Below are 18,307 nucleotides of genomic sequence, written 5' to 3'. Positions count from 1 at the left end.
ATGGCTACTCCGCCGCGGCGGGCAGCTCCGCCTCCCGCCGCCCGGCCTCGCGCGCCGTATCGGACATGCCACGGCCGCCGCGGTCGCGGTCCAGCGCATCCGCCGCGATCCAGCCGGACATCATCACCATCGGCATGCCCGGCCCCGGATGCGCGGCGCCACCGCACAGATACAGGCCCTTCACCATTTTGGACCGGTTGCCCGGCTTGAAGGCGCCGGTGAAGCTGCCATGGCTGGCAAGGCCATAAATCGCACCGTCCAGCACCTTGTAGCGCTCATGGATATCGACGGGCGTGAGCTGGCTTTCGACCACGATCCGCTCCTCGATATCCTCCATCCCCGCGGTGCGCTTCAGCTTGTCCAGGATGGTCTGCCGATACTTCGGGAACATCTTCGACCAGTCATGGTGCGGGCGCAGATGCGGGGTATGGACCAGCACATACAGCGCCTCCCCCCCCGCCGGCGCCGTGCCGTCATCGCTGCACGACGTGGCCGCCAGGTAGGCGGTCGGGTCGGGGGCCGGCTCACCCTTCTTGTAGATCGCGTCGAACTCCTCCTCCGCATCGCGGGAGAAGACGAAGCAGTGATGCGCCAAATGGTCGTAGCGCTTGTTCAGGCCGAGATAGAGAACCACGCCCGAACAGGCCGGCTCGAAGTTCTTCTTGGCGTATTTCCGGCCCGGCTCGCCGCCCACCAGTTCCTTGTAGGTGCGGATGGCGTCCATGTTGGAGATCACCGCATCGCAGGCGATCGTCTCGCTGCCCATGCGGACGCCCTTGATGGTGCCATTCTCGATGTCGAAGCCCGTGACCTCGGCATTGGTGCGCAGCTCCGCGCCCAGCTCGCCGGCCAGCTTCGCCAGACCCTCCGCCACCGCGCGGGTGCCGCCCACCGGGTACCAGACACCCTCGCTCGCCTGCATGTCGCCGATCGAGCACACCACCGCCGGCGCCAGATAAGGCGAAGACCCGATATACTGGCAGTAGTGGTCCAGCATCTGCGCCAGGCGCTCATCCGGCACATGACCGCGAATGATCTTGGCCGCCGTCTGGCCCATCTTCAGCGACAAGACATCCCGCAGCGTGTTCGGGTTGAGATTCGCCTTCATGTCGATGGTGTCCGTCACACCCTCGACCGGCCGCCAGAAGAAGAACTTCTCCGACACCCCATGCAGGTGCCGGCTCTCCTCCTGGAACTTGCGATAGCCCTCGCCCAACCCACGGCCCGGGGCGAACTTCTCGATCTCCGCCTGCATGGTCGCCACATCGGCCATCAGGTCGATCTGCGTGCCATCCTCGAAGAAACAGCGCCACTGCGGGTCCAGCCGGATCAGCGGCAACTCCTTCGCCTGATCCCGCCCGGCCTCCGCATAAATCCGCCGCAATACCCGCGGCACCGTCAGAATCGTCGGCCCCATGTCGAACCGGAAAGACCCGGACCCATCCGGCGCCTCCAGATTCAACACCGCCGCCTTCCCCCCCATCCAGGGGTTCTTGTCCAACACCGTCACCTTGTGCCCACGCGCCGCCGCCACACACGCCGCGGCCAGGCCACCGAGGCCACCCCCCACCACCACCACCCGGTCTGCCATGCGCGTTCCTCCGTGTCGTCCGAAGTCTTAGCCGTTTTCGCGGGTGGTATTGCAGGGGGCGCTGCCCCCTGCACCCCCGCCAAAGGGACAGTGGTCCCTTTGGAATCCCGTTAAGGGGTAGGTGGAAGGTGGGGCTCGGCGCGACCGCCTGGCCCCGAACGCCCTCCACGCCCCTCCTTCCACCTACCCCTCATCCATGGGTTCGAAGGGGCCACTGCCCCTTCGCGGGAGGGTGCAGGGAGGGCAGAGCCCTCCTTGCAAGGCCACCCGCCCGAACCTGGTTAAGGCTCCGCCGTCACCGGGGTTGCCGCCTGGAAGCCGCTGTCGGCGGTGGGGCGGCTGGGGGCGCCGGACAGGCCGAGGTCGGCGGCGAGCAGGCCGGTGGTGATGCGGGCGCCTTCGTAGATCACCGGCAGTCCGCTGCCGGGGTGGGTGCCGCCGCCGACCAGGTACACGCCCTCCACATCGCGGAAGCGGTTGCCGGGGCGGAACAGCAGCATTTGCGGCAGTTCGTGGGACAGGTTGAAGGTAGCGCCGAAGCCCACGTTGTAGTCGCTTTCCCAATCCTGCGGCGCGACGATGCGTTCGTATTTGATGTGGGGCCGCAGGTCGCCAAGGCCGAGCACCTTCAGGCGATCGAGGGCGATTTCGCGGAAGCGTGCGCTTTGCTGCGCCCAGTCGGGCTGCAGGATCAGGTTCGGCACGGGGACGAGGACGTAGAGGGCGGAGTGGCCTTCGGGGGCCATGGTCGGGTCCGTGGCGCCGGCGTGCTGGACGTAGAGGGAGGGGATTTCCGGAATCTCGCCAGATTCAATCTGGCCGATATTCTGGCGATACTGCTCGGACAGGATGACGTTGTGGTGGGCGACGCCCGGCAGCGTGCGGTCCAGGCCGAGGTAGAGCATGAAGGTGGAGCAGGAATAGCGCGCCTTGCCGATCTTCTTGTCGGTCCAGGTCTTCCGCAGATGGTTCGGGATCAGCTTCGGGATGGTCCCGGCGAAGTCGCCATTGACCACCACCGCGTCGGCGTCATGCCGCGTGCCGCCGATCTCCACGCCCTTGGCGCGCTTGCCGTCGAAGGCGATGCGGTCGATCGGGCTGTTCAGGCGAATATCGGCGCCGAGGCGTTCGGCGACGCGCGCCATGGCGTTGGAAACGGCGCCGCAGCCACCGATCGGGTGGAAGACGCCGTGTTCGTATTCCAGGAAGGACAGGATGGTGAACAGCGCCGGACATTTGAATGGCGACATGCCCAGGTATTTGGTCTGGAAGGAGAAAGCGAGGCGAACCCGCGGGTCCTTGAAGTGCCGTGCCAGATCCTTGTCCACGGTGGACCAGGGCTTCATCAGCGGCAGCGCCTTGATCATGTCCGGTCGGATCATGTCGGCGGCGGTGGAGAAGGCGCGTTCGAGCACCGGCCGGAAGGCTTCCAGCTTGGCGCGGTTTTCCTGCATGAAGGGGCGCAGGCCCTTGGCGTCGCCAGGCGAGATGCGGGCGATCGCGGCTTCCATGCGCTCCAGATTGGCGCTGGCATCCAGCGTGGTGACCTCACCACCCTGTTCAAACAGCAGCCGGTACTGCGGCTCCAGCCGCCGCATATCGACTTCCTGTTCGAGATCCGCGCCGCAGCGGGAGAAGATCTCTTTCAGGATGCGCGGGTACAGGAAGAAGGTTGGGCCGAGGTCGAAGCTGTAGCCCTCCGGCGAGGTCAGGGTGCGGGTACGCCCGCCCACCACCTCATCCTTTTCATAGACCGTGACCCTGGCGCCGGAGGCGGCCAGCAGCATGGCGGCGGCGAGACCCCCGGGCCCGGCGCCGATAATGGCAACCTTGGGGCGGGAGCGGTGAAGGGCGGGGGAGGACAAGGATGCGGTCATATCGGTTGGCAGCAGATGCGTCCGGTCGGCCAGCGCGCAAGAGGCATGATGGATCCGTTAATGCTGCGGCGGCAGGGGCAGCAGTGCGCCCTGCTCAATTTCAAGGCAACGCGCCTCGGCCCGGGGAAGCAGGCGGGCGAGGTAGAATCCTGTCAGGGCGGCCCGATCCGGGCTGGCGGCAGCGGCGCGGGCGAGCATCCAGCCGCCCAGCAGCCAGCCGCACGCATCGAGATAGGCGGCCGCCAGGGACTGCGCCGCATCCGCGTCGCGCGCCTGGAGGCCCAGCAGCAGGTCCGTGACGGCGCCCAGGCGGGCGCTGGGCTGGGCCAGGCGCGGATCGGTGGCGGCAACCTCGGCCAGCAAGGCGCGCATGGCCACACCCTCGTCCCGGGCCAGCTTGCGGACCAGCAGGTCGATCGCCTGGATGCCGTTGGTGCCCTCATAGATCGGCGCGATGCGGGCGTCCCGCATCACCTGGGCGGCGCCGCTGTCTTCCACGAAGCCCATGCCGCCATGCACCTGGATGCCGAGACTGGCATTCTCCACCCCCCGATCCGTGCACCACGCCTTGACGATGGGGGTGAGCAGCGCGAGGCGGGTGGCGCCTGCCTCATCCCCCAGCAGGTGGTGCCGATCGAGCGCCGCGGCGGCTTCCAGCGCCAGCAGGCGGCCGGCGAGCGTGGTGGCGCGCATCTCCGCCAGCATGCGGGCGACATCCGGGTGCCGGTCGATGTTGCGGCCATTCTGGCTGCGCTGCGCGGCATAGGTTTCCGCCAGCGCCAACGCCCGCGCCCCCTGCCCAACGCCCTGCACGCCGACGGCGAGACGGGCGGCATTCATCATGGCGAACATGGCGTTAAGGCCGCGGCCCGGCTCACCCACCAGCTCCGCCTCGGCGCCGTCGAACAGCATGATGCAGGTGGGGGAGGCGTGGATGCCCAGCTTGTGCTCGATGCCGCCACAGCGCAGCGCGTTGCGGCCGCCCTCGGCCAGCATCTTGGGCGCGGCGAACAGCGAGATGCCGCGCGAGCCTTCCGGCGCACCGGGCAGCCGGGCCAGGACCAGGTGGAGGATGTTCTCCGTCAGGTCGTGCTCGCCCCAGGTGATGTAGATCTTCTGGCCGTGCAGGGCGTAGCGCCCCTCCGCCAACGGCTCCGCCCGGCAGCGCAGCGCCGAAAGGTCGGAGCCCGCCTGCGGCTCCGTCAGGCACATGGTGCCCGTCCATTCGCCGGAGACCAGTTTCGGCAGCCAGCGCTCCGCCTGGTCCGGCGTCGCATGGCCCACCAGCAGGTCGATGGCGCCGGCGGTCAGCACCGGGCCGAGGAAAAAGGCCATGTCAGCGGCCGAGGCCAGCTCCGTCACCGCGATCCACAGCGCATGCGGCAGGCCCTGCCCGCCATGTTCGACCGGCGCGGCAATGCCCTGCCAGCCGCTGTCGATCCAGTCCCGCATCAACGGCGTGTAGTGCGGCGGGCAGGTGACGGTGCCGTTGGCGTAGCGGGCGCCGTGGCGGTCCGCTTGCTGCCAGCCCGGTGCCATCTTCTCCCCGGTGAAGCGCGCGGCTTCCTCGACCAGGGCGGCGATGTCGTCGGCACCCAGCCGCGCGCCGGCGGCCTCCGTCAGGCCGGGCAGGTCGATCACCCGGGTCAGGCCGAGGACCAGATCATCGGTCACGCTCATGTCGTGGCAGCCTGTTGCAGATCGGCCAGAAGCCCTGGCGGCGGCGGGGTGGCACCGGCGGCCCAGGCAGCGAGGCCCGGCGCCAGGGACGGATCGGCCGCCGCGCGCGCCAAAGCGAGGCCGAGCAGGCTGCCGAATTTGAAGCCGTGGCCGGAAAAGCCGGACATCACGAAGGCACGCTCCCCCAGCTTCTCGACCACGAATCGCTCCTCCGCCTCCACATCGTAGTAGCAGGCGGCGGCGGAGAGTACGCGATAGCTTTCGAGATCACGGATCCGGTGGCGGGCCAGCCCGAGGATTTCCGCCGCCTCGGCCGGCGTGGCGTCCCGCGGTGCATCGGGGTCGGAGGCGGGGGCGAAGCGGTGGTCGCCGATCTTCAGCGGCGTGCCGGCCACCGGCGGCACGGCGTAGAAGCCGCCATCCTCGGCGAGGTCCAGCAGCATCGGGGCTGCCTGCCAGCCGGCCGCATGCGCGGGTGGCGGGGCCACGCGGACGATGATCTGCCGCGTCGGCCGCACCCGCGCGGCCAGCCCCGGCAGCAGCCGTGGCGCCCACGGGCCGGCGGCCACCACCAGAAGGTCGGCCTGCAAGCGCGTGCCATCCGCCAGCGTCACCGCGCCACGGGCGGGGTCCACCCCGATGGCCTGGCCGCGGCGGATATCGATGCCGCGGGCCGCCAGGCAGCGCGCCAGCAATTCCACGATCCGCCGCGCCAGCAGCACGCCGCCGGAGGGCAGGTGGAAGGCGGCGGCGATGCCATCCGGCGCCAGGAAGGGGTGGCGCGCCGCGACGGTCGCGGCGTCCAGTTCGGTCACCACATGACCATCGCCTTGCAGCGCGGCGCGGCTTTCCGCCAGCCAGCCGCCGGGGGCATTGGCCAGGGCCAGCACGCCGGTCTGGACATAGGGGCGTTCCCCGGCCTCGGCGAAAAGCAGGTCCCAGGCGGCATAGGCCGGGTCGATCATCCGCATGTAGCCGGTGGCGGCGCCATAGGCGTGGCGGATCAGCCGGTGGTCATCCACCGAGCTGCCGCGGGGATTGGGCACCACATCCTGATCCACCACCCGCACCGCCCAGCCCGCGCGGGAAAACGCCCAGGCGGCCGACAGGCCCATGACACCGGCACCGAGCACGAGAGCGCTTTGCATGCGCCCAGTTTGGCCTGCCGCGCCTGGGTTGTGGAAGGGGGTGCGGCGCTTACACCAATAGCAGGGTTGCCTCGCCCCGCAGGGATTCGCCCGGGGCCAGGACATGCATCGGGCCGTTGGCTGCGATGTGGGGGCGGTTCACCGCATCCGGCGCGTGGCTCACCGGCTCCACGCACAGCACCGGGACGCCGCGCGGGGCGTAGATCTGCAGGTTGTGTGCCCAATCGCCGGTGGCGCGCAGCGCGAGGTCCGGCCCGCCCGGGCGGGTCATCACCGCCACGCCATCCCAGCCGGCGAAATGCGTATCCAGCCCTTCCAGCACCTCCACCCCGCCCTGCAGGCCGGCGCTGGGGCGCGGGGAGATGGCCAGGTTGCGGGCATCGCGGCCGAAGACGGTGGTGGCGGCGAAGCGCAGGCGCAGGCCGGCGGGACGGGTGAAGAAGGGGTGCCAGCCGATGCCCATGGGCGTCGCCGCTTCCCCGCTATTGGTCAGGGTCAGCGCCAGGCTCAGCCCCTGCGGCGCCAGCGCCACCTCCAGCCGCGCGGTGCAGCGGAAGGGGGGATGGTCCACGGCACAGGTCATCACGGCGCGATCCGGCCCCTGGGCCTCGATGGTCCAGGCCAGTTCGCGGACAAAGCCGTGCAGCGCATGGCCTTCCAGCGGCCGGTTGATCGGCATGACGTAGTCCTGCCCACCGACGGAGATCCGCCCCTCCGCCAGCCGGTTGGTCCAGGGCGCCATCAGGAAGGCACTGTGCAGCCCGCGATTCGGGCTTTCGCCCTCGGGCACCGGCTGCACGATGTCCTGGCCGCGCCAGGACAGGGCGCCGATGGCGGCGCCCTGGCTGACCAGGATGGTCGCGTCCCAGTCGCCGGAAGCCAGCCGGATCATGTCCTGCCCTCAGTCGTGCCGCAGGCACGCCAGGGGCGTGACGGATGCCGGCCTGGCTGCGCGACGGGCAACCGGCCGCTCGGCCGGCAGAGCTGCCGGCCGCAGGTCGGAACCGCGGGCACAGCCATTACTCCAGGTCGAACTGGTCGCGCGGCGAAAAGCCGCCCTTGCGGGAGTATTCGATCGAGCAGTAGCCGCCGCCCTGGTAGCGTTCCTCCACGGCGTCGCCGGAGACGATCTCGCCGACCTCGGCGCGGAAATCCTCCGCCGTATCCTCCGGCGCCCAGCCCAGCCGGTCGCGGTGATCCTCGGCCCAGAAGGTATCCGGGTTCTTCGACGCGCCCCAGACGACGCAATGGCCGACGCGTTCGGCCTCAATCGTGCGGGTGATCAGTCGGGCGAGATCGGCGTAGGACAGCCAGGTGGCCAGCATCCGCTTGTTGATCGGCTTCGGGAAGCAGGAGCCGATGCGGATATTGACGTTCTCCACCCCATGCTTGTCCCAGTACATGCGGCCCAGCAGCTCGCCATACACCTTGGACAGCCCGTAGTAGCCGTCCGGGCGAAAGGCGCAGTCCGCATCCAGCTTGCCCTGGTTGCCCTGCGGCCGTTCATGAAAGCCGATGGAGTGGTTGGAACTCGCGAAAACCACGCGGGCGCCGAACATCCGGGCGGCCTCATAGATGTGGTACAGCCCGTGCAGGTTGGGGCCGGCCACTTCCTCGAAGGGCCTCTCCACGCTGACGCCGCCGAAATGCAGGATGGTGCCGCAGCCCTCCGCCAGGCGGACGATGGCGAGCGATTCGGTCAGATCCGCCTTCACGAAACTCGCACCCTTCGGCAGCGGGTCCGGGAAGGGCACGATATCGGTCAGGCGCAGCGTGTAGCCCGCGGCCGCAAGCTCCTTCGTCAGCATGCGGCCGAGATTGCCGGAGGCGCCGGTCAGCAGGATGGGCTTGGTATCGGGCATGGTGGGACTTCCTCAGTCGGCGAAAAGCGTGATGGCCGCACCCTGGCCCAGACCCTCGGCGCGGAACAGCCCACCGAGCGTCGGAAAGGTGGCCAGCGTCGCCGCATCCTGGCCGGCGCGCAGGCTGGTGACGAACAGCGTGGTGAGGCCCGGCCCGGCAAAACAGGGCATGGTGGGGGCGGGCACGGGAAAGTCGAAATGGCGCAGGATCGCACCGTCGGGCGCGATCACGCTGATGCGCCCGGCGGAGACGCCGGCAGACCAGTAATGGCCCTCGGCGTCACAGGCGGCGCCATCGGGGCGGCCGGTCGCGTCATCGAAATCGCGCACCCGCTGCCAGGGGCCGATGTCGCCTGTGGTGGGGTCGAAATTCGCGCGGTCGAGCACGGCGCGGCGGCTGTCCGAATGCCAGATGGTGCGCCCATCCGGCCCCCAGGCCAGGCCGTTCGAGACCACCAGCCCATCCCGCCGGCGTTCCACGCCGCCATCGGGCCTGACGCGCCAGAGGATGCCGGTGGCCTGCTTCTCCGGCCGGTTGTCCATGCTGCCGACCCAGAAGCAGCCATCCGGTCCCACCTTGCCATCGTTCAGCCGGTTATGCGCCGGCTCATCCGGCATGGTCGCGAAGGGCGTGATGGCGCCGCTATCCGGGTCCAGCCGCACCACGCTGGCGCGCTGCGCTACCAGCAACGCGCCGGAGCGGCACAGCGCGAGGCTGCCGCAGACCTCCGGCATCGGGATGCGGCGGGTCACGCCGGTGGTGGGGTCGAAGCGGATGACGCAGGGGGCCAGGATGTCCACCATCCACAGCACGCCGCGCGCCGCATCCCAGACCGGGCTTTCGCCGACCTGCGCGCGCAGGTCGGCGGCCAGCGCGAAGCCGCTCAACCGGTGTAGCCGAGCAGCAGACGCGGCAGGGTGAGGGAGATCGCCGGGATGTACGTGGTCAGCATCAGCGCGAACAGGATGGCGGCGTAGAAGGGCAGGATCGACTTCATGATCTGCTCCATCGGTATCTTGCCGATGGCACATCCCACGAACAGCACCGCCCCCACAGGGGGCGTGGTCAGGCCCAGGCCGAGGTTCATCATCATCACCATGCCGAACTGCACCGGGTCCATGCCGATGGCCATCACCACCGGCAGGAAGATCGGCGTGGTGATCAGGATCAGCGCCGCCATGTCCATCACGCAGCCGAGCAGCAACAGGCAGACATTGATCATCAGCAGGATGACGATGGGGTTGGAGCTGATCGCCAGCATGCCATCCGTCAGCAGATCCGGCAGCCGGTAGAGCGCCAGCAGATAGGCAAAGGCGGTCGCCGTGCCGACCAGCAGGAACACCACGGCAGAGGTCCGCACGCTGGCGGCGACGCAGATCTTGAAGCTGTCCCAGCTCAGGCTGCGATAGACCAGCACGGTGACCAGGATGGCCCAGATGGTGCCGAAGGCAGCGCTTTCCGTGACGGTGAAGATGCCGGACAGCACGCCGCCCAGGATGATCACCGCGGTCAGCATGCCGGGCAGCGCATCGACGAAGGTCCACAGGATGTGCCGGATGCCCTGGAACTGCTCCGCCGGATAGCCGCGCTTCACCGCCACGACATAGGCCGCGATGCCGAGGCAGAGACACATGATGAGGCCGGGGATGAAGCCCGCGATGAACAGCGCGCTGACCGAAACGCCGCCGCCGGCTGCCAGCGAATACAGGATCATGTTGTGGCTCGGCGGAATCATGATGCCGGCGATCGAGCTGGTGACGGTGACGCTGACCGAATAATCGGTGCCGTAGCCGCGCTGCTTCATCGCCGGGATCAGGATGGTGCCGAGCGCCGAGGCATCCGCCACCGCGCTGCCCGAAATGCCACCGAACAGCATGGAGGTCGCGACATTCACCACGCCGAGCCCGCCGCGCATCCAGCCGAAGATCGAGGAAGCGACGGAGATCAGCCGGCGCGCGATGCCGCCATGCATCATCAGCTCGCCGGCGAAGACGAAGAAGGGAATCGCGAGCAGCGAGAAGATGCTCATCCCCGAGGTCATCTGCTGGAAGGCGACCGCCGGGTTCAGCCCCTCATACAGGAAGCCCACCACCGCGGCGATGCCGAGCACGAAGGCGACCGGGATGCCGGAGACGATGCCAAGCGCGAAGATGGCGAAGATGATCAGAAGGCCGGTTTCCACCGCGGGCTACTCCAGGAAGGCCGCGGCGGCGCCGCGCTGTTCGGGGCCCTCCGGGTTGAGGATGTCGAGCAGCACCTGCTCCACCGCGAACATCACCGTCAGCACGCCGCAGACCACCATCGGCGCATAGGTCCAGCCCTGGCTGAAGCCGAGCAGCGGAATCTTGAAGGGCGCGACCATGCCGACCATTTCCCAGCCCCAGATCACCATGGCCAGGCCGAACAGCCCGACCGCGGTATCGCAGGCCACCGCCACCCAGCGCTGGATGCCGATCGGCAAGGCCTCCCGGAACCCCAGCACCGAAAGATGAAAACGCTCCCGCACACCGACGGCGGCGACGGGCAGCGCGATGGCGAGGATGGCCAGCGTGGCGCTGCGCTCGATCCATGTGGGGGTATCGTTCAGCACGTAGCGACCGAAGACCATCCACCCCATCATCGCGACCAGCCCGACCAGGGCGAAGCCAGCGACGAGGACGACGATTCGCGACAACAGGTCCAGCAGGCGGGAATACAGCGCCATCCGGGGGGCATCCTGGCAGGGAGGGGACAAACGCAGGAAGGGGGCGGCGCACCGCCCCCCGGATCAACGGATCAAGGCAGGGCGCGAATTGCCTGCACCATGCCCGACAGGCGCGGCGTCGCGGCATACTTGGCGTAGACCGGCTCCATCAACTGCGACCACGGGCTGCGGTCCGTGAGCTCGATCACGGTCACGCCCGCGGCCTCGACCCGCTGGCGCGAAACCTGCACCCGCTCCGCCCAGAGGCGACGCTGCAGCGTGGCGCTTTCACGGGCGGCGTCGCGCACGATGTTGCGCTCCTGCTCATTCAGCCGGCGCCAGCGCTGCTGGGAGACGGCGAGCACTTCCGGCACGTTCGAATGTTCGGTCGTGGTGTAGTAGCGCGCCACCTCGAAATGCCGGGTGCTCTCGTAGGACGGGAAGTTGTTCTCCGCCGCATCGATCACGCCGGATTGCAGGCTGGTGAAGACCTCGCCGAAGGGCAGCGGCGTGGCATTGGCACCCAGCGCGCGCATCAGGTCGATCCACAGGTCGCTGGTCTGCACACGAATCTTCAGGCCGCGCATATCGGCGGGCGTGCGGATCGGGCGGGTGGCGTACACGCTGCGCGCGCCGCCATCATACCAGGCGAGTGCGATGATGCCGATCGCCTCCAGGTCCTTGGCGATCTCCTCCCCGGCGATGCCATCGATCGCTGCATGGCTGTGCGCCACGTTGCGGAACAGGAAGGGCAGCGTCACCACATTGGTGGACGGCGCCAGGTTGTTGAAGGGCGAGAGGTTGAAATTGGCAAAGTCGATGGAGCCCAGCCGCATCTGCTGGATGGCCTCATCCTGCTGGCCGAGCTGCGCGGAATGGTAGGTCCGCATGCGGATGCGGTTGTTGGTCCGCTCCATCACCAACTGGCCGAAGCGGTCCAGGCCCTGGCCGTTCGGATAATCCGCCGCATGGATGTTCCAGCCGCGCCATTCCTGCGCGGTGGCGGGGGTGGCTGCCCAGGGCAGCAGGGCGGCGGCCGCCAGGGCGCCCGCGCAGAAGGCCTGGCCAGCCTTGGCGCGGATGGCGCGCAGAGCTTTCATGGAATGTCTCTCCTTCCCCTCCCGCTGACTTCTGGCCGCGGGTTATACGACATCATACGACTCGCTCGCGGCGTCTTGTCAATTCGTCCGCAAACCCGTCGCACCCTGCCGCGCTGACCTTCTGCGGGATGCCAGGAGGGCAGCATGGACCGAGGTACCACCATCGAGGAAGCGGAAGCAGGGGGGGTGCGCCTGCTGCCTGCCGGATTGATCGGCTTTCTGGTCTATCCAGCCGTGCTGGAGCTGATCGTCGCCCATCCGCCCGCCAACGACCAGGTGCCCCCGCCCGAACAGGGCTGACCCGGCCCATCGCGGCCTGCGGCTTGCCCGCGGCCCCGATCCTGGCCAGCATCCGGCGCATCCCAGCCGGAAGCGCCCGCCCATGCCGCATGCCACCCTCGCCGAAGCCGCCGCGGACCTCGCCGCCGGCCGCACCACCGCCGCGGCGCTGACCGAGGCGGCGCTGGAGCGAATCGCCGACCCCGCCGGCGAAGGCGGCCGCGCCTTTCTGGTCGTGCAGGCGGAGGCGGCCCGTGCCTCGGCACGCGACATGGATGCGCTGCGCCAGGCCGGGCGGGCACCAAGCCCCTGGGCCGGCATCCCGATCAGCATCAAGGATCTGTATGACGAGGCGGGCCAGCGGACCCGGGGCGGGTCCAAGGCATTGGCGGATGTGCCGCCGGCGGCGGCCACCGCGCCATCGGTCGCGCGGTTGCAGCGCGCCGGGTTCGTGGTGCTCGGGCGCACCAACATGGTGGAATTCGCCTTCTCAGGCCTCGGCCACAACCCGCATTTCGGCACGCCGCGCAGCCCGTGGGATCGCGCCACGGGGCGGCTGCCGGGCGGGTCTTCTTCCGGCGCTGCGGTCGCCACGGCAGATGGGATGGGTTTTGCCGGGTTGGGCTCCGACACAGGCGGGTCCTGCCGCATCCCGGCCGCGCTTTGCGGGCTGGTGGGGTGGAAGCCGACGGCGAAGAGGGTGCCGCTGACCGGCACGCTGCCGCTGTCCTTCACGCTGGACAGCCTGGGCCCCATCGCGCGCTCCGTCGCCTGCTGCGCGGTGATCGACAGCCTGATGGCCGGCGAGGAGGCCTGGCCGCCCGGCCCGCCCATGCCGGTGGCCGGGCTGCGCCTCGGCGTCTTGCAGGGCTATGTGACCGAGAGCTGGGATGCCAGCGTGACCAGCGCCTTCGAGGCGGCGCTGGCCAAGCTATCCGCGGCCGGGGCGCGGGTGGAGAAGCTGGTGGTGCCGGAGCTGGCGGAGATTCCGAAGGCCAATGCCACTGGCGGCTATGCCTCCTCCGAGGCCTTTGCCTGGCATCGCGGGCTGATCGAGCGGCAGCGGGATGCCTATGACCAGCGCATTCTGTCCCGGATTCTGCGCGGCGGGCAGATGTCGGCGGCGGAGTATATCCAGCTCGGCCAGGACCGCGCGCGGATCATTGCTGGTTTCGCGGCGCGCACGGTGGGGTTTGATGCCGTGGTGTCCCCGACCTGCGCGCTGGTGCCACCGGCCATCTCCGAGATCGAGGATGAGGCAGAGTACGGCCGCATCAACCTGCTGCTGCTGCGCAACACCAGCGTCGGCAATTTCCTCGACCGCTGCGCCATCAGCCTGCCCTGCCACAAGCCGGGTGAGGCGCCGGTGGGCTTTCAGCTGATGGGCGAGCATGGCGGCGATGCGAGGCTGTTCGCGGTGTCCCAGGCGGTGGAGGCGGCGCTGGCGGCATGACCCCGCGCTTCGGCAGGCTGGCGGATGGCGAAGCCCCGGCAGAGGGCGCCGAAAGCTTTGCCACGCTGCTGGCGGAAGGCGGTGTGAGGGTGGAGCGCATCGCCTCCCACCGCGCCGCCAGCCCGGCGGGCTTCTGGTACGACCAGCCGGGCACGGAATTCGTGCTGCTGGCGCGTGGCGCTGCGACGCTCGGCTTTGCCGATGGCGTGCGCGTGATGGCGGCGGGGGATTGGGCGGTGCTGCCGGCGGGGTGCCGGCATCGCGTGGTGGCGACCAGCGCGGATGCGCTGTGGCTGGCGGTTCACCTACCGTCCGGGTGAACCTCCAGCTGCTTCACCGGCGGCTGCTCATCCTTCAGCGCGACGCCCGTCGCGCCCAGCCCGCGCGCGGCGGCGACCAGCCACAGCAGTTTCGCCGCCGCCTCCGCCACGCTCAGCCCGCCGGGGCGGATGTTGCTGATGCAGTTGCGCTCGGCATCGCGCAGGCCGGGGCGCGGGGCGTGGGTCAGGTAGATGCCCATGCTGTCCAGCGCCGACAGGCCCGGCCTTTCGCCGATCAGCACCGCGACCATGGCGGCGCCGAGCGCGTGGCCGATGGCGTCCCCGATCGCGACGCGCGCCTGGGTGGCGATGATGGGCGGCGCGACATCCCACCCGGCGGCTTGCAGGCCGGTGGTGAGTGCCGCGACCAGGGCCGGTGCCTGTGCCTGCACGCCGGTGGCGCAGAGGCCATCCGCGACCACCAGGGCGAAGCAGCCGGGGCGCGACGTGAGCGAGACACCTTCCGCCAGGCGCCGGCCGAGATCTGGGCGCAGCAGATAGGCGCGGCGATCCGGCGCGGCGCTGGCGACCACCTGCGCGCCCAGCGCATCGCGCAGCGCAGGCACATCCAGCGTGGACCAAACGGCATCGCGCGCCTGGGCATGCGCTTCCTGGAAATCGAGATGCGCCGCGGTGGGCAACCCGTTGCCCACGCGGCCGAGTGCGACGCGCGCCGCCGTGAAACGCCGCAAATCGCGCCAGAGGACAGGGGCGCTCACAGCAGCCCCGCCACCGCCATCGGCAGACGATCCGGCGTGTGGTCCACCAGGCCCATGCCGTGCAGCCATCTGGCAAATTCGGGCGCGGGCGTCTTGCCGAGCGCGGCGCGGACATAAAGCCCGTCATGGAAGGAGGTGGATTGGTAGGCGAGCATGGTGTCATCCGCCCCCGGCACGCCCATCACATAGGTCACGCCCGCCACGCCGAGCAGCGTCAGCAGCGCGTCCATGTCGTCCTGGTCGGCCTCCGCGTGGTTGGTGTAGCAGACATCGACCCCCATCGGCAGGCCGAGCAGTTTTCCGCACATGTGGTCCTCGAGACCGGCGCGGGTGATCTGCTTGCCGTCGAACAGGTATTCGGGGCCGATGAAGCCGACCACGCTGTTCACCAGCAGCGGCCGGAACCGGCGCGCCACGGCATAGGCGCGGCATTCCAGCGTCTGCTGGTCCACGCCGTGATGGGCATCGGCGGATAGCGCGCTGCCCTGGCCGGTTTCGAAATACATGCAGTTGTCGCCGAGCGTGCCGCGCTTGAGCGCCAGCGCCGCCTCATGCGCCTCCGCCAGCAGGGAGAGCGACACGCCGAAGCTTTCGTTCACGCCCTGCGTCCCACCGATGGATTGGAACACCAGATCCACCGGTGCGCCGCGCTGCATGGCCAGCAGCGTGGTGGTGACATGCGCGAGCACGCAGGTCTGGGTCGGGATCGCGTAGCGGTCCCGCACCGCATCCAGCAGGCCGAGCACGCGGCACAGATTGTCCACATTGTCGGTGGCCGGGTTCACCCCGATCACCGCATCGCCGGCGCCCAGCAGCAGCCCATCCAGCACCTGTGCCGCGATGCCCTTCGGGTCATCCACCGGGTCGTTCGGCTGCAGGCGGATGGACAGCGTGCCGGGCAGGCCGAGCGTGTTGCGGAATTTCGTGACGACACGGCACTTGGCCGCGATCGCCACCAAATCCTGCAACCGGCAGATTTTCGATACGGCCGCAACCATTTCGGGCGTCAGGCCGGGGGCGAGCGCGGTCAGCGCGGCCGCATCGGCCTCGCCCAGCAGCCAATCCCGGAATCCGCCGATGGTGAGGTGCGACACGGGCGCGAAGGCGGCGTGGTCGTGGCTGTCCAGGATCAGGCGCGTGACCTCATCCGCCTCATAGGGCACCACCGATTCGGACAGGAAATGCCGCAGCGGCAGGTCCGCCAGCGCCCGTTGCGCCGCCACGCGCTGCGCCGCGGATTCGGCCGCGACACCCGCCAGCGCATCACCCGACCGAAAGGGCGTGGCGCAGGCCAGAAGCTGGCGCAGATCGGCGAAGACATGCCGCGTGCCGCCTACCATCGCGGAGAAACCCATGCCGCCCTCTCCCTCGCCCCAACCCGCGCCCGGGTTGCCAGTCAGATCGCGCGGGGGGAGGATGCCACAAATCAGGAGGAACGGCATGGATCGCCAGAAACTGGAAATGCGCCCGGATGCGGCGGCGGCATGGCCAGACCACATCTACGACGCGCTCAAGGCCAATGGCATCACCCAGGTCGCCCTGGTGCCGGATGCCGGGCATAGCCGGCTGATCAAGCGCTGCCTGGCGGACAATGAAATGACCGTCGTCACCCTGACGACGGAGGAAGAGGGCGTCGCCCTGGTCTGTGGCGGCTGGCTGGGCGGCGTGAAGGGCGTGCTGCTGATGCAGTCCTCCGGCGTCGGCAACTGCATCAACATGCTGTCGCTGCCGCATATCCACCGCACGCCCATGCCGATGATCGTGACTATGCGCGGCGACTTCGCCGAGTTTAACCCGGCGCAGATCCCGATGGGCCAGGCGACGCAGACGGTGCTGGAGGCGATGGGCACCATCGTGCACCGCGCCGACCGGCCGGAGGATGTGGCGGAGACGGTGGATGCGACGCTGCGCCTCGCCTTCAACACGTTTCGCCCGGCAGCCACGCTGCTCGGCCAGCGCCTGATCGGCGCCAAGACCTTCGGGAAGGACTGACCCATGGCCGAATACCCGAACCGGCGCGACCTGGTGCGCGCCCTGCTGGAAGACCGTGGCGAGTTGATGGTGATCGCCGGCCTCGGCGCCTCCGCCTGGGACATCACCGCCATCGGCGACACGCCGCGCAATCTGCCCCTGTGGGGCGGCATGGGTGGCGCGGCGATGATGGGGCTTGGCCTCGCCCTGGCGCAGCCTTCCGCCAAGGTCTTGGTGATCACCGGCGATGGCGAGATGCTGATGGCGCTCGGCGCGATGGCGACCATCGCGGTGCAGCGGCCGAAGAACCTGTCGATCGTGGTGCTGGACAATGAGCATTACAGCGAGACGGGCAACCAGGAGACGGCGACCAAGCATGGCGTGGACCTCGCCGCCATGGCGCGCGGCGCGGGCCTTGCGGGCGCGCGCACGCGGACGACACTGGCGGAAATCCCGGCGCTGCGCACGGAAATCCACGCTGGCACCGGCACCATCTTCGCGGTGGCAAAGATCGCGCCCGGCAACCTGCCGCTGGTGCTGCCGCCGCGCGATGGCGCCATCCTGCAGGCGCGATTCCGCGAGGCCCTGCTCGGCCCCGCCGCCCACCACCAGCTTTGAAGGCCCGACCATGCCGCATGTGATCTGCGTCCGCCCGATCCACGAGGAAGCCATCGCGCGGATGCGGGCGACGCCGGGGGTAACGGTGGATGTCCTGATGGACCTCTCGCCCGAAAGCCTCGCCGCCAACCTGCCCAAGGCGGATGCGCTGATCGTGCGGACCATCCGCATCGACCGGGCCTTCCTGGCGCATTGCACCAATCTGAAGATCCTGGTCCGCCACGGCGTCGGCTACGACATCGTCGATGTGCCGGCGCTGACGGAACGCGGCATTCCGCTGGCCATCACGCCGGAGGCGAATGCGGTCTCAGTCGCTGAACATGCGCTGATGATGATGCTGGCTTGCGCCCGCAAGCTGACCAGCTTCAACGCGAATATGCGCGAGACCACGCCGGTCTGGGGCGCGCAGACGGGCCTGCCGACCTTCGACCTGCAGGGCAAGACCGTGCTGGTGGTGGGTTTCGGCCGCATCGGCACGCGCGTGGCCAAGCTCTGCGCCGCCTTCGGCATGCGCGTGCTGGTGCGCGACCCGAATATCGGCAAGGGCAGCATTCGCGGCCTGGGCTTCGAGCCGGTGGATGACGCGGCGACCGCGGCGGCGGAGGCCGATATCGTCACCGTGCATGTGCCCAGCGGCCCGGCCACGCGCAACCTGATCGACGGCGCCTTCATGGCCCGCATGAAGCCCGGCGCCGTGCTGGTGAACACCGCGCGCGGCACCATCGTGGACCAGGTGGCGCTGGAGGCTTCGCTGCGCGCCGGCCACCTTTCCGCCGCCGGGATCGACGTGTTCGAGGAGGAGCCAGTGGAGACGCCGATCAGCCTGCTGTCCACGCCGAACCTGATCATGACGCCGCATGTCGCCGCCAGCACGGCGGAGGGGCTGCGGCGCATGGCGCTGGATTCCGCGGCCGCCGCGCTCGCCTGTTTCGCCGGCACGCTGGACCCCGACGTCATCGTCAATGCCGAGGTCCTGGCGCGCCGGAACTGAACGGGGGCCGGGCG

General features: G+C 69.3%; 18 protein-coding genes. 6 read left to right on the top strand and 12 right to left on the bottom strand.

The features are described 5' to 3' along the window. Positions 1 to 4: 4 nt before the first annotated feature. The 10 genes from ACFHNC_RS15130 to ACFHNC_RS15085 all read right to left on the bottom strand — a co-directional run bounded on the left by ACFHNC_RS15130 (position 5) and on the right by ACFHNC_RS15085 (position 11,942). Positions 5 to 1,591 (bottom strand): phytoene desaturase family protein, encoded by a 1,587-nt coding sequence (locus ACFHNC_RS15130; RefSeq protein WP_437170060.1) that lies wholly within the window; start codon positions 1,589 to 1,591, stop codon positions 5 to 7. Between the two features lie 281 nt (positions 1,592 to 1,872). Further along, positions 1,873 to 3,468, bottom strand: a complete 1,596-nt coding sequence (crtI, locus tag ACFHNC_RS15125; RefSeq protein WP_437170059.1) for a phytoene desaturase family protein — start codon at positions 3,466 to 3,468, stop codon at positions 1,873 to 1,875. Positions 3,469 to 3,525: 57 nt separating this feature from the next. Then, the gene (locus ACFHNC_RS15120; protein ID WP_437170058.1) at positions 3,526 to 5,148 is read right to left on the bottom strand and encodes an acyl-CoA dehydrogenase family protein; all 1,623 of its coding nucleotides are present in this window, start codon (positions 5,146 to 5,148) and stop codon (positions 3,526 to 3,528) included. Beyond that, complete coding sequence (locus ACFHNC_RS15115; RefSeq protein ID WP_437170057.1) at positions 5,145 to 6,296, bottom strand: FAD-dependent oxidoreductase; 1,152 nt, start codon at positions 6,294 to 6,296, stop codon at positions 5,145 to 5,147. Before ACFHNC_RS15115 ends, ACFHNC_RS15120 begins: the two co-directional genes overlap by 4 nt. A 49-nt stretch (positions 6,297 to 6,345) precedes the next feature. Next, the gene (locus ACFHNC_RS15110; protein WP_437170056.1) at positions 6,346 to 7,188 is read right to left on the bottom strand and encodes an aldose epimerase; all 843 of its coding nucleotides are present in this window, start codon (positions 7,186 to 7,188) and stop codon (positions 6,346 to 6,348) included. 127 nt (positions 7,189 to 7,315) lie between these two features. After that, positions 7,316 to 8,158, bottom strand: coding sequence for an NAD-dependent epimerase/dehydratase family protein (locus tag ACFHNC_RS15105; RefSeq protein WP_437170055.1), 843 nt, complete (start codon positions 8,156 to 8,158; stop codon positions 7,316 to 7,318). Between the two features lie 12 nt (positions 8,159 to 8,170). Next, entirely contained in the window at positions 8,171 to 9,046 is an 876-nt protein-coding gene (locus tag ACFHNC_RS15100) for an SMP-30/gluconolactonase/LRE family protein (RefSeq protein ID WP_437170054.1), read from the bottom strand. After that, positions 9,043 to 10,341: a TRAP transporter large permease gene (locus tag ACFHNC_RS15095; protein ID WP_437170053.1), complete on the bottom strand. Its 1,299-nt coding sequence runs from the start codon at positions 10,339 to 10,341 to the stop codon at positions 9,043 to 9,045. Before ACFHNC_RS15095 ends, ACFHNC_RS15100 begins: the two co-directional genes overlap by 4 nt. Before the next feature lie 6 nt (positions 10,342 to 10,347). Continuing rightward, positions 10,348 to 10,863 carry a TRAP transporter small permease gene (locus tag ACFHNC_RS15090; protein WP_437170052.1) on the bottom strand — a complete coding sequence of 172 codons (516 nt, stop codon included), beginning with the start codon at positions 10,861 to 10,863 and terminating at the stop codon, positions 10,348 to 10,350. 71 nt (positions 10,864 to 10,934) lie between these two features. Beyond that, entirely contained in the window at positions 10,935 to 11,942 is a 1,008-nt protein-coding gene (locus tag ACFHNC_RS15085) for a TRAP transporter substrate-binding protein (protein ID WP_437170051.1), read from the bottom strand. Between the two features lie 144 nt (positions 11,943 to 12,086). Between ACFHNC_RS15085 and ACFHNC_RS15080 the strand changes: the two genes are divergently transcribed. From ACFHNC_RS15080 to ACFHNC_RS15070, 3 genes are all read left to right on the top strand, one after another. Further along, positions 12,087 to 12,242 (top strand): hypothetical protein, encoded by a 156-nt coding sequence (locus ACFHNC_RS15080; protein WP_437170050.1) that lies wholly within the window; start codon positions 12,087 to 12,089, stop codon positions 12,240 to 12,242. 82 nt (positions 12,243 to 12,324) lie between these two features. Then, positions 12,325 to 13,674 (top strand): amidase, encoded by a 1,350-nt coding sequence (locus ACFHNC_RS15075; RefSeq protein ID WP_437170049.1) that lies wholly within the window; start codon positions 12,325 to 12,327, stop codon positions 13,672 to 13,674. Then, positions 13,671 to 13,994: a hypothetical protein gene (locus ACFHNC_RS15070; protein ID WP_437170048.1), complete on the top strand. Its 324-nt coding sequence runs from the start codon at positions 13,671 to 13,673 to the stop codon at positions 13,992 to 13,994. The genes ACFHNC_RS15075 and ACFHNC_RS15070 overlap by 4 nt, the downstream gene beginning before the upstream one ends. Here ACFHNC_RS15070 and eutC read toward each other — a convergent pair. Both eutC and ACFHNC_RS15060 read right to left on the bottom strand, forming a co-directional pair. Further along, positions 13,976 to 14,713 (bottom strand): ethanolamine ammonia-lyase subunit EutC, encoded by a 738-nt coding sequence (gene eutC / locus ACFHNC_RS15065; RefSeq protein WP_437170047.1) that lies wholly within the window; start codon positions 14,711 to 14,713, stop codon positions 13,976 to 13,978. The genes ACFHNC_RS15070 and eutC overlap by 19 nt on opposite strands. Then, positions 14,710 to 16,068: an ethanolamine ammonia-lyase subunit EutB gene (locus tag ACFHNC_RS15060; protein WP_437170046.1), complete on the bottom strand. Its 1,359-nt coding sequence runs from the start codon at positions 16,066 to 16,068 to the stop codon at positions 14,710 to 14,712. The genes eutC and ACFHNC_RS15060 overlap by 4 nt, the downstream gene beginning before the upstream one ends. Before the next feature lie 85 nt (positions 16,069 to 16,153). Here ACFHNC_RS15060 and ACFHNC_RS15055 point away from each other — a divergent pair, with 85 nt between their 5' ends. From ACFHNC_RS15055 to ACFHNC_RS15045, 3 genes are read left to right on the top strand one after another with little or no spacing between them, the layout of a single operon-like run. Further along, positions 16,154 to 16,705 carry a phosphonopyruvate decarboxylase gene (locus tag ACFHNC_RS15055; RefSeq protein ID WP_437170045.1) on the top strand — a complete coding sequence of 184 codons (552 nt, stop codon included), beginning with the start codon at positions 16,154 to 16,156 and terminating at the stop codon, positions 16,703 to 16,705. A gap of 3 nt (positions 16,706 to 16,708) precedes the next feature. Then, positions 16,709 to 17,302 (top strand): thiamine pyrophosphate-dependent enzyme, encoded by a 594-nt coding sequence (locus tag ACFHNC_RS15050; protein WP_437170044.1) that lies wholly within the window; start codon positions 16,709 to 16,711, stop codon positions 17,300 to 17,302. A 10-nt stretch (positions 17,303 to 17,312) separates the two neighbouring features. Beyond that, complete coding sequence (locus ACFHNC_RS15045) at positions 17,313 to 18,293, top strand: NAD(P)-dependent oxidoreductase (protein WP_437170043.1); 981 nt, start codon at positions 17,313 to 17,315, stop codon at positions 18,291 to 18,293. Positions 18,294 to 18,307 lie beyond the last annotated feature (14 nt).

Origin of the sequence: Falsiroseomonas sp. E2-1-a4, from assembly GCF_051433165.1 — a bacterium.
In the GTDB taxonomy this organism is placed as follows: domain Bacteria; phylum Pseudomonadota; class Alphaproteobacteria; order Acetobacterales; family Acetobacteraceae; genus Falsiroseomonas.
The sequence above is the reverse complement of the archived record's forward strand: the minus strand, read 5'-3'. Positions and strand labels throughout refer to the sequence as shown.

Coding starts and splice junctions, on each gene's coding strand:
- ACFHNC_RS15130 (WP_437170060.1), bottom strand. CDS start 1,591: ATGGCAGACCGGGTGGTGGTGGTGGGGGGTGGCCTCGGTGGCCTGGCC.
- crtI (WP_437170059.1), bottom strand. CDS start 3,468: ATGACCGCATCCTTGTCCTCCCCCGCCCTTCACCGCTCCCGCCCCAAG.
- ACFHNC_RS15120 (WP_437170058.1), bottom strand. CDS start 5,148: ATGAGCGTGACCGATGATCTGGTCCTCGGCCTGACCCGGGTGATCGAC.
- ACFHNC_RS15115 (WP_437170057.1), bottom strand. CDS start 6,296: ATGCAAAGCGCTCTCGTGCTCGGTGCCGGTGTCATGGGCCTGTCGGCC.
- ACFHNC_RS15110 (WP_437170056.1), bottom strand. CDS start 7,188: ATGATCCGGCTGGCTTCCGGCGACTGGGACGCGACCATCCTGGTCAGC.
- ACFHNC_RS15105 (WP_437170055.1), bottom strand. CDS start 8,158: ATGCCCGATACCAAGCCCATCCTGCTGACCGGCGCCTCCGGCAATCTC.
- ACFHNC_RS15090 (WP_437170052.1), bottom strand. CDS start 10,863: ATGGCGCTGTATTCCCGCCTGCTGGACCTGTTGTCGCGAATCGTCGTC.
- ACFHNC_RS15085 (WP_437170051.1), bottom strand. CDS start 11,942: ATGAAAGCTCTGCGCGCCATCCGCGCCAAGGCTGGCCAGGCCTTCTGC.
- ACFHNC_RS15080 (WP_437170050.1), top strand. CDS start 12,087: ATGGACCGAGGTACCACCATCGAGGAAGCGGAAGCAGGGGGGGTGCGC.
- ACFHNC_RS15075 (WP_437170049.1), top strand. CDS start 12,325: ATGCCGCATGCCACCCTCGCCGAAGCCGCCGCGGACCTCGCCGCCGGC.
- ACFHNC_RS15070 (WP_437170048.1), top strand. CDS start 13,671: ATGACCCCGCGCTTCGGCAGGCTGGCGGATGGCGAAGCCCCGGCAGAG.
- ACFHNC_RS15060 (WP_437170046.1), bottom strand. CDS start 16,068: ATGGGTTTCTCCGCGATGGTAGGCGGCACGCGGCATGTCTTCGCCGAT.
- ACFHNC_RS15055 (WP_437170045.1), top strand. CDS start 16,154: ATGGATCGCCAGAAACTGGAAATGCGCCCGGATGCGGCGGCGGCATGG.
- ACFHNC_RS15050 (WP_437170044.1), top strand. CDS start 16,709: ATGGCCGAATACCCGAACCGGCGCGACCTGGTGCGCGCCCTGCTGGAA.
- ACFHNC_RS15045 (WP_437170043.1), top strand. CDS start 17,313: ATGCCGCATGTGATCTGCGTCCGCCCGATCCACGAGGAAGCCATCGCG.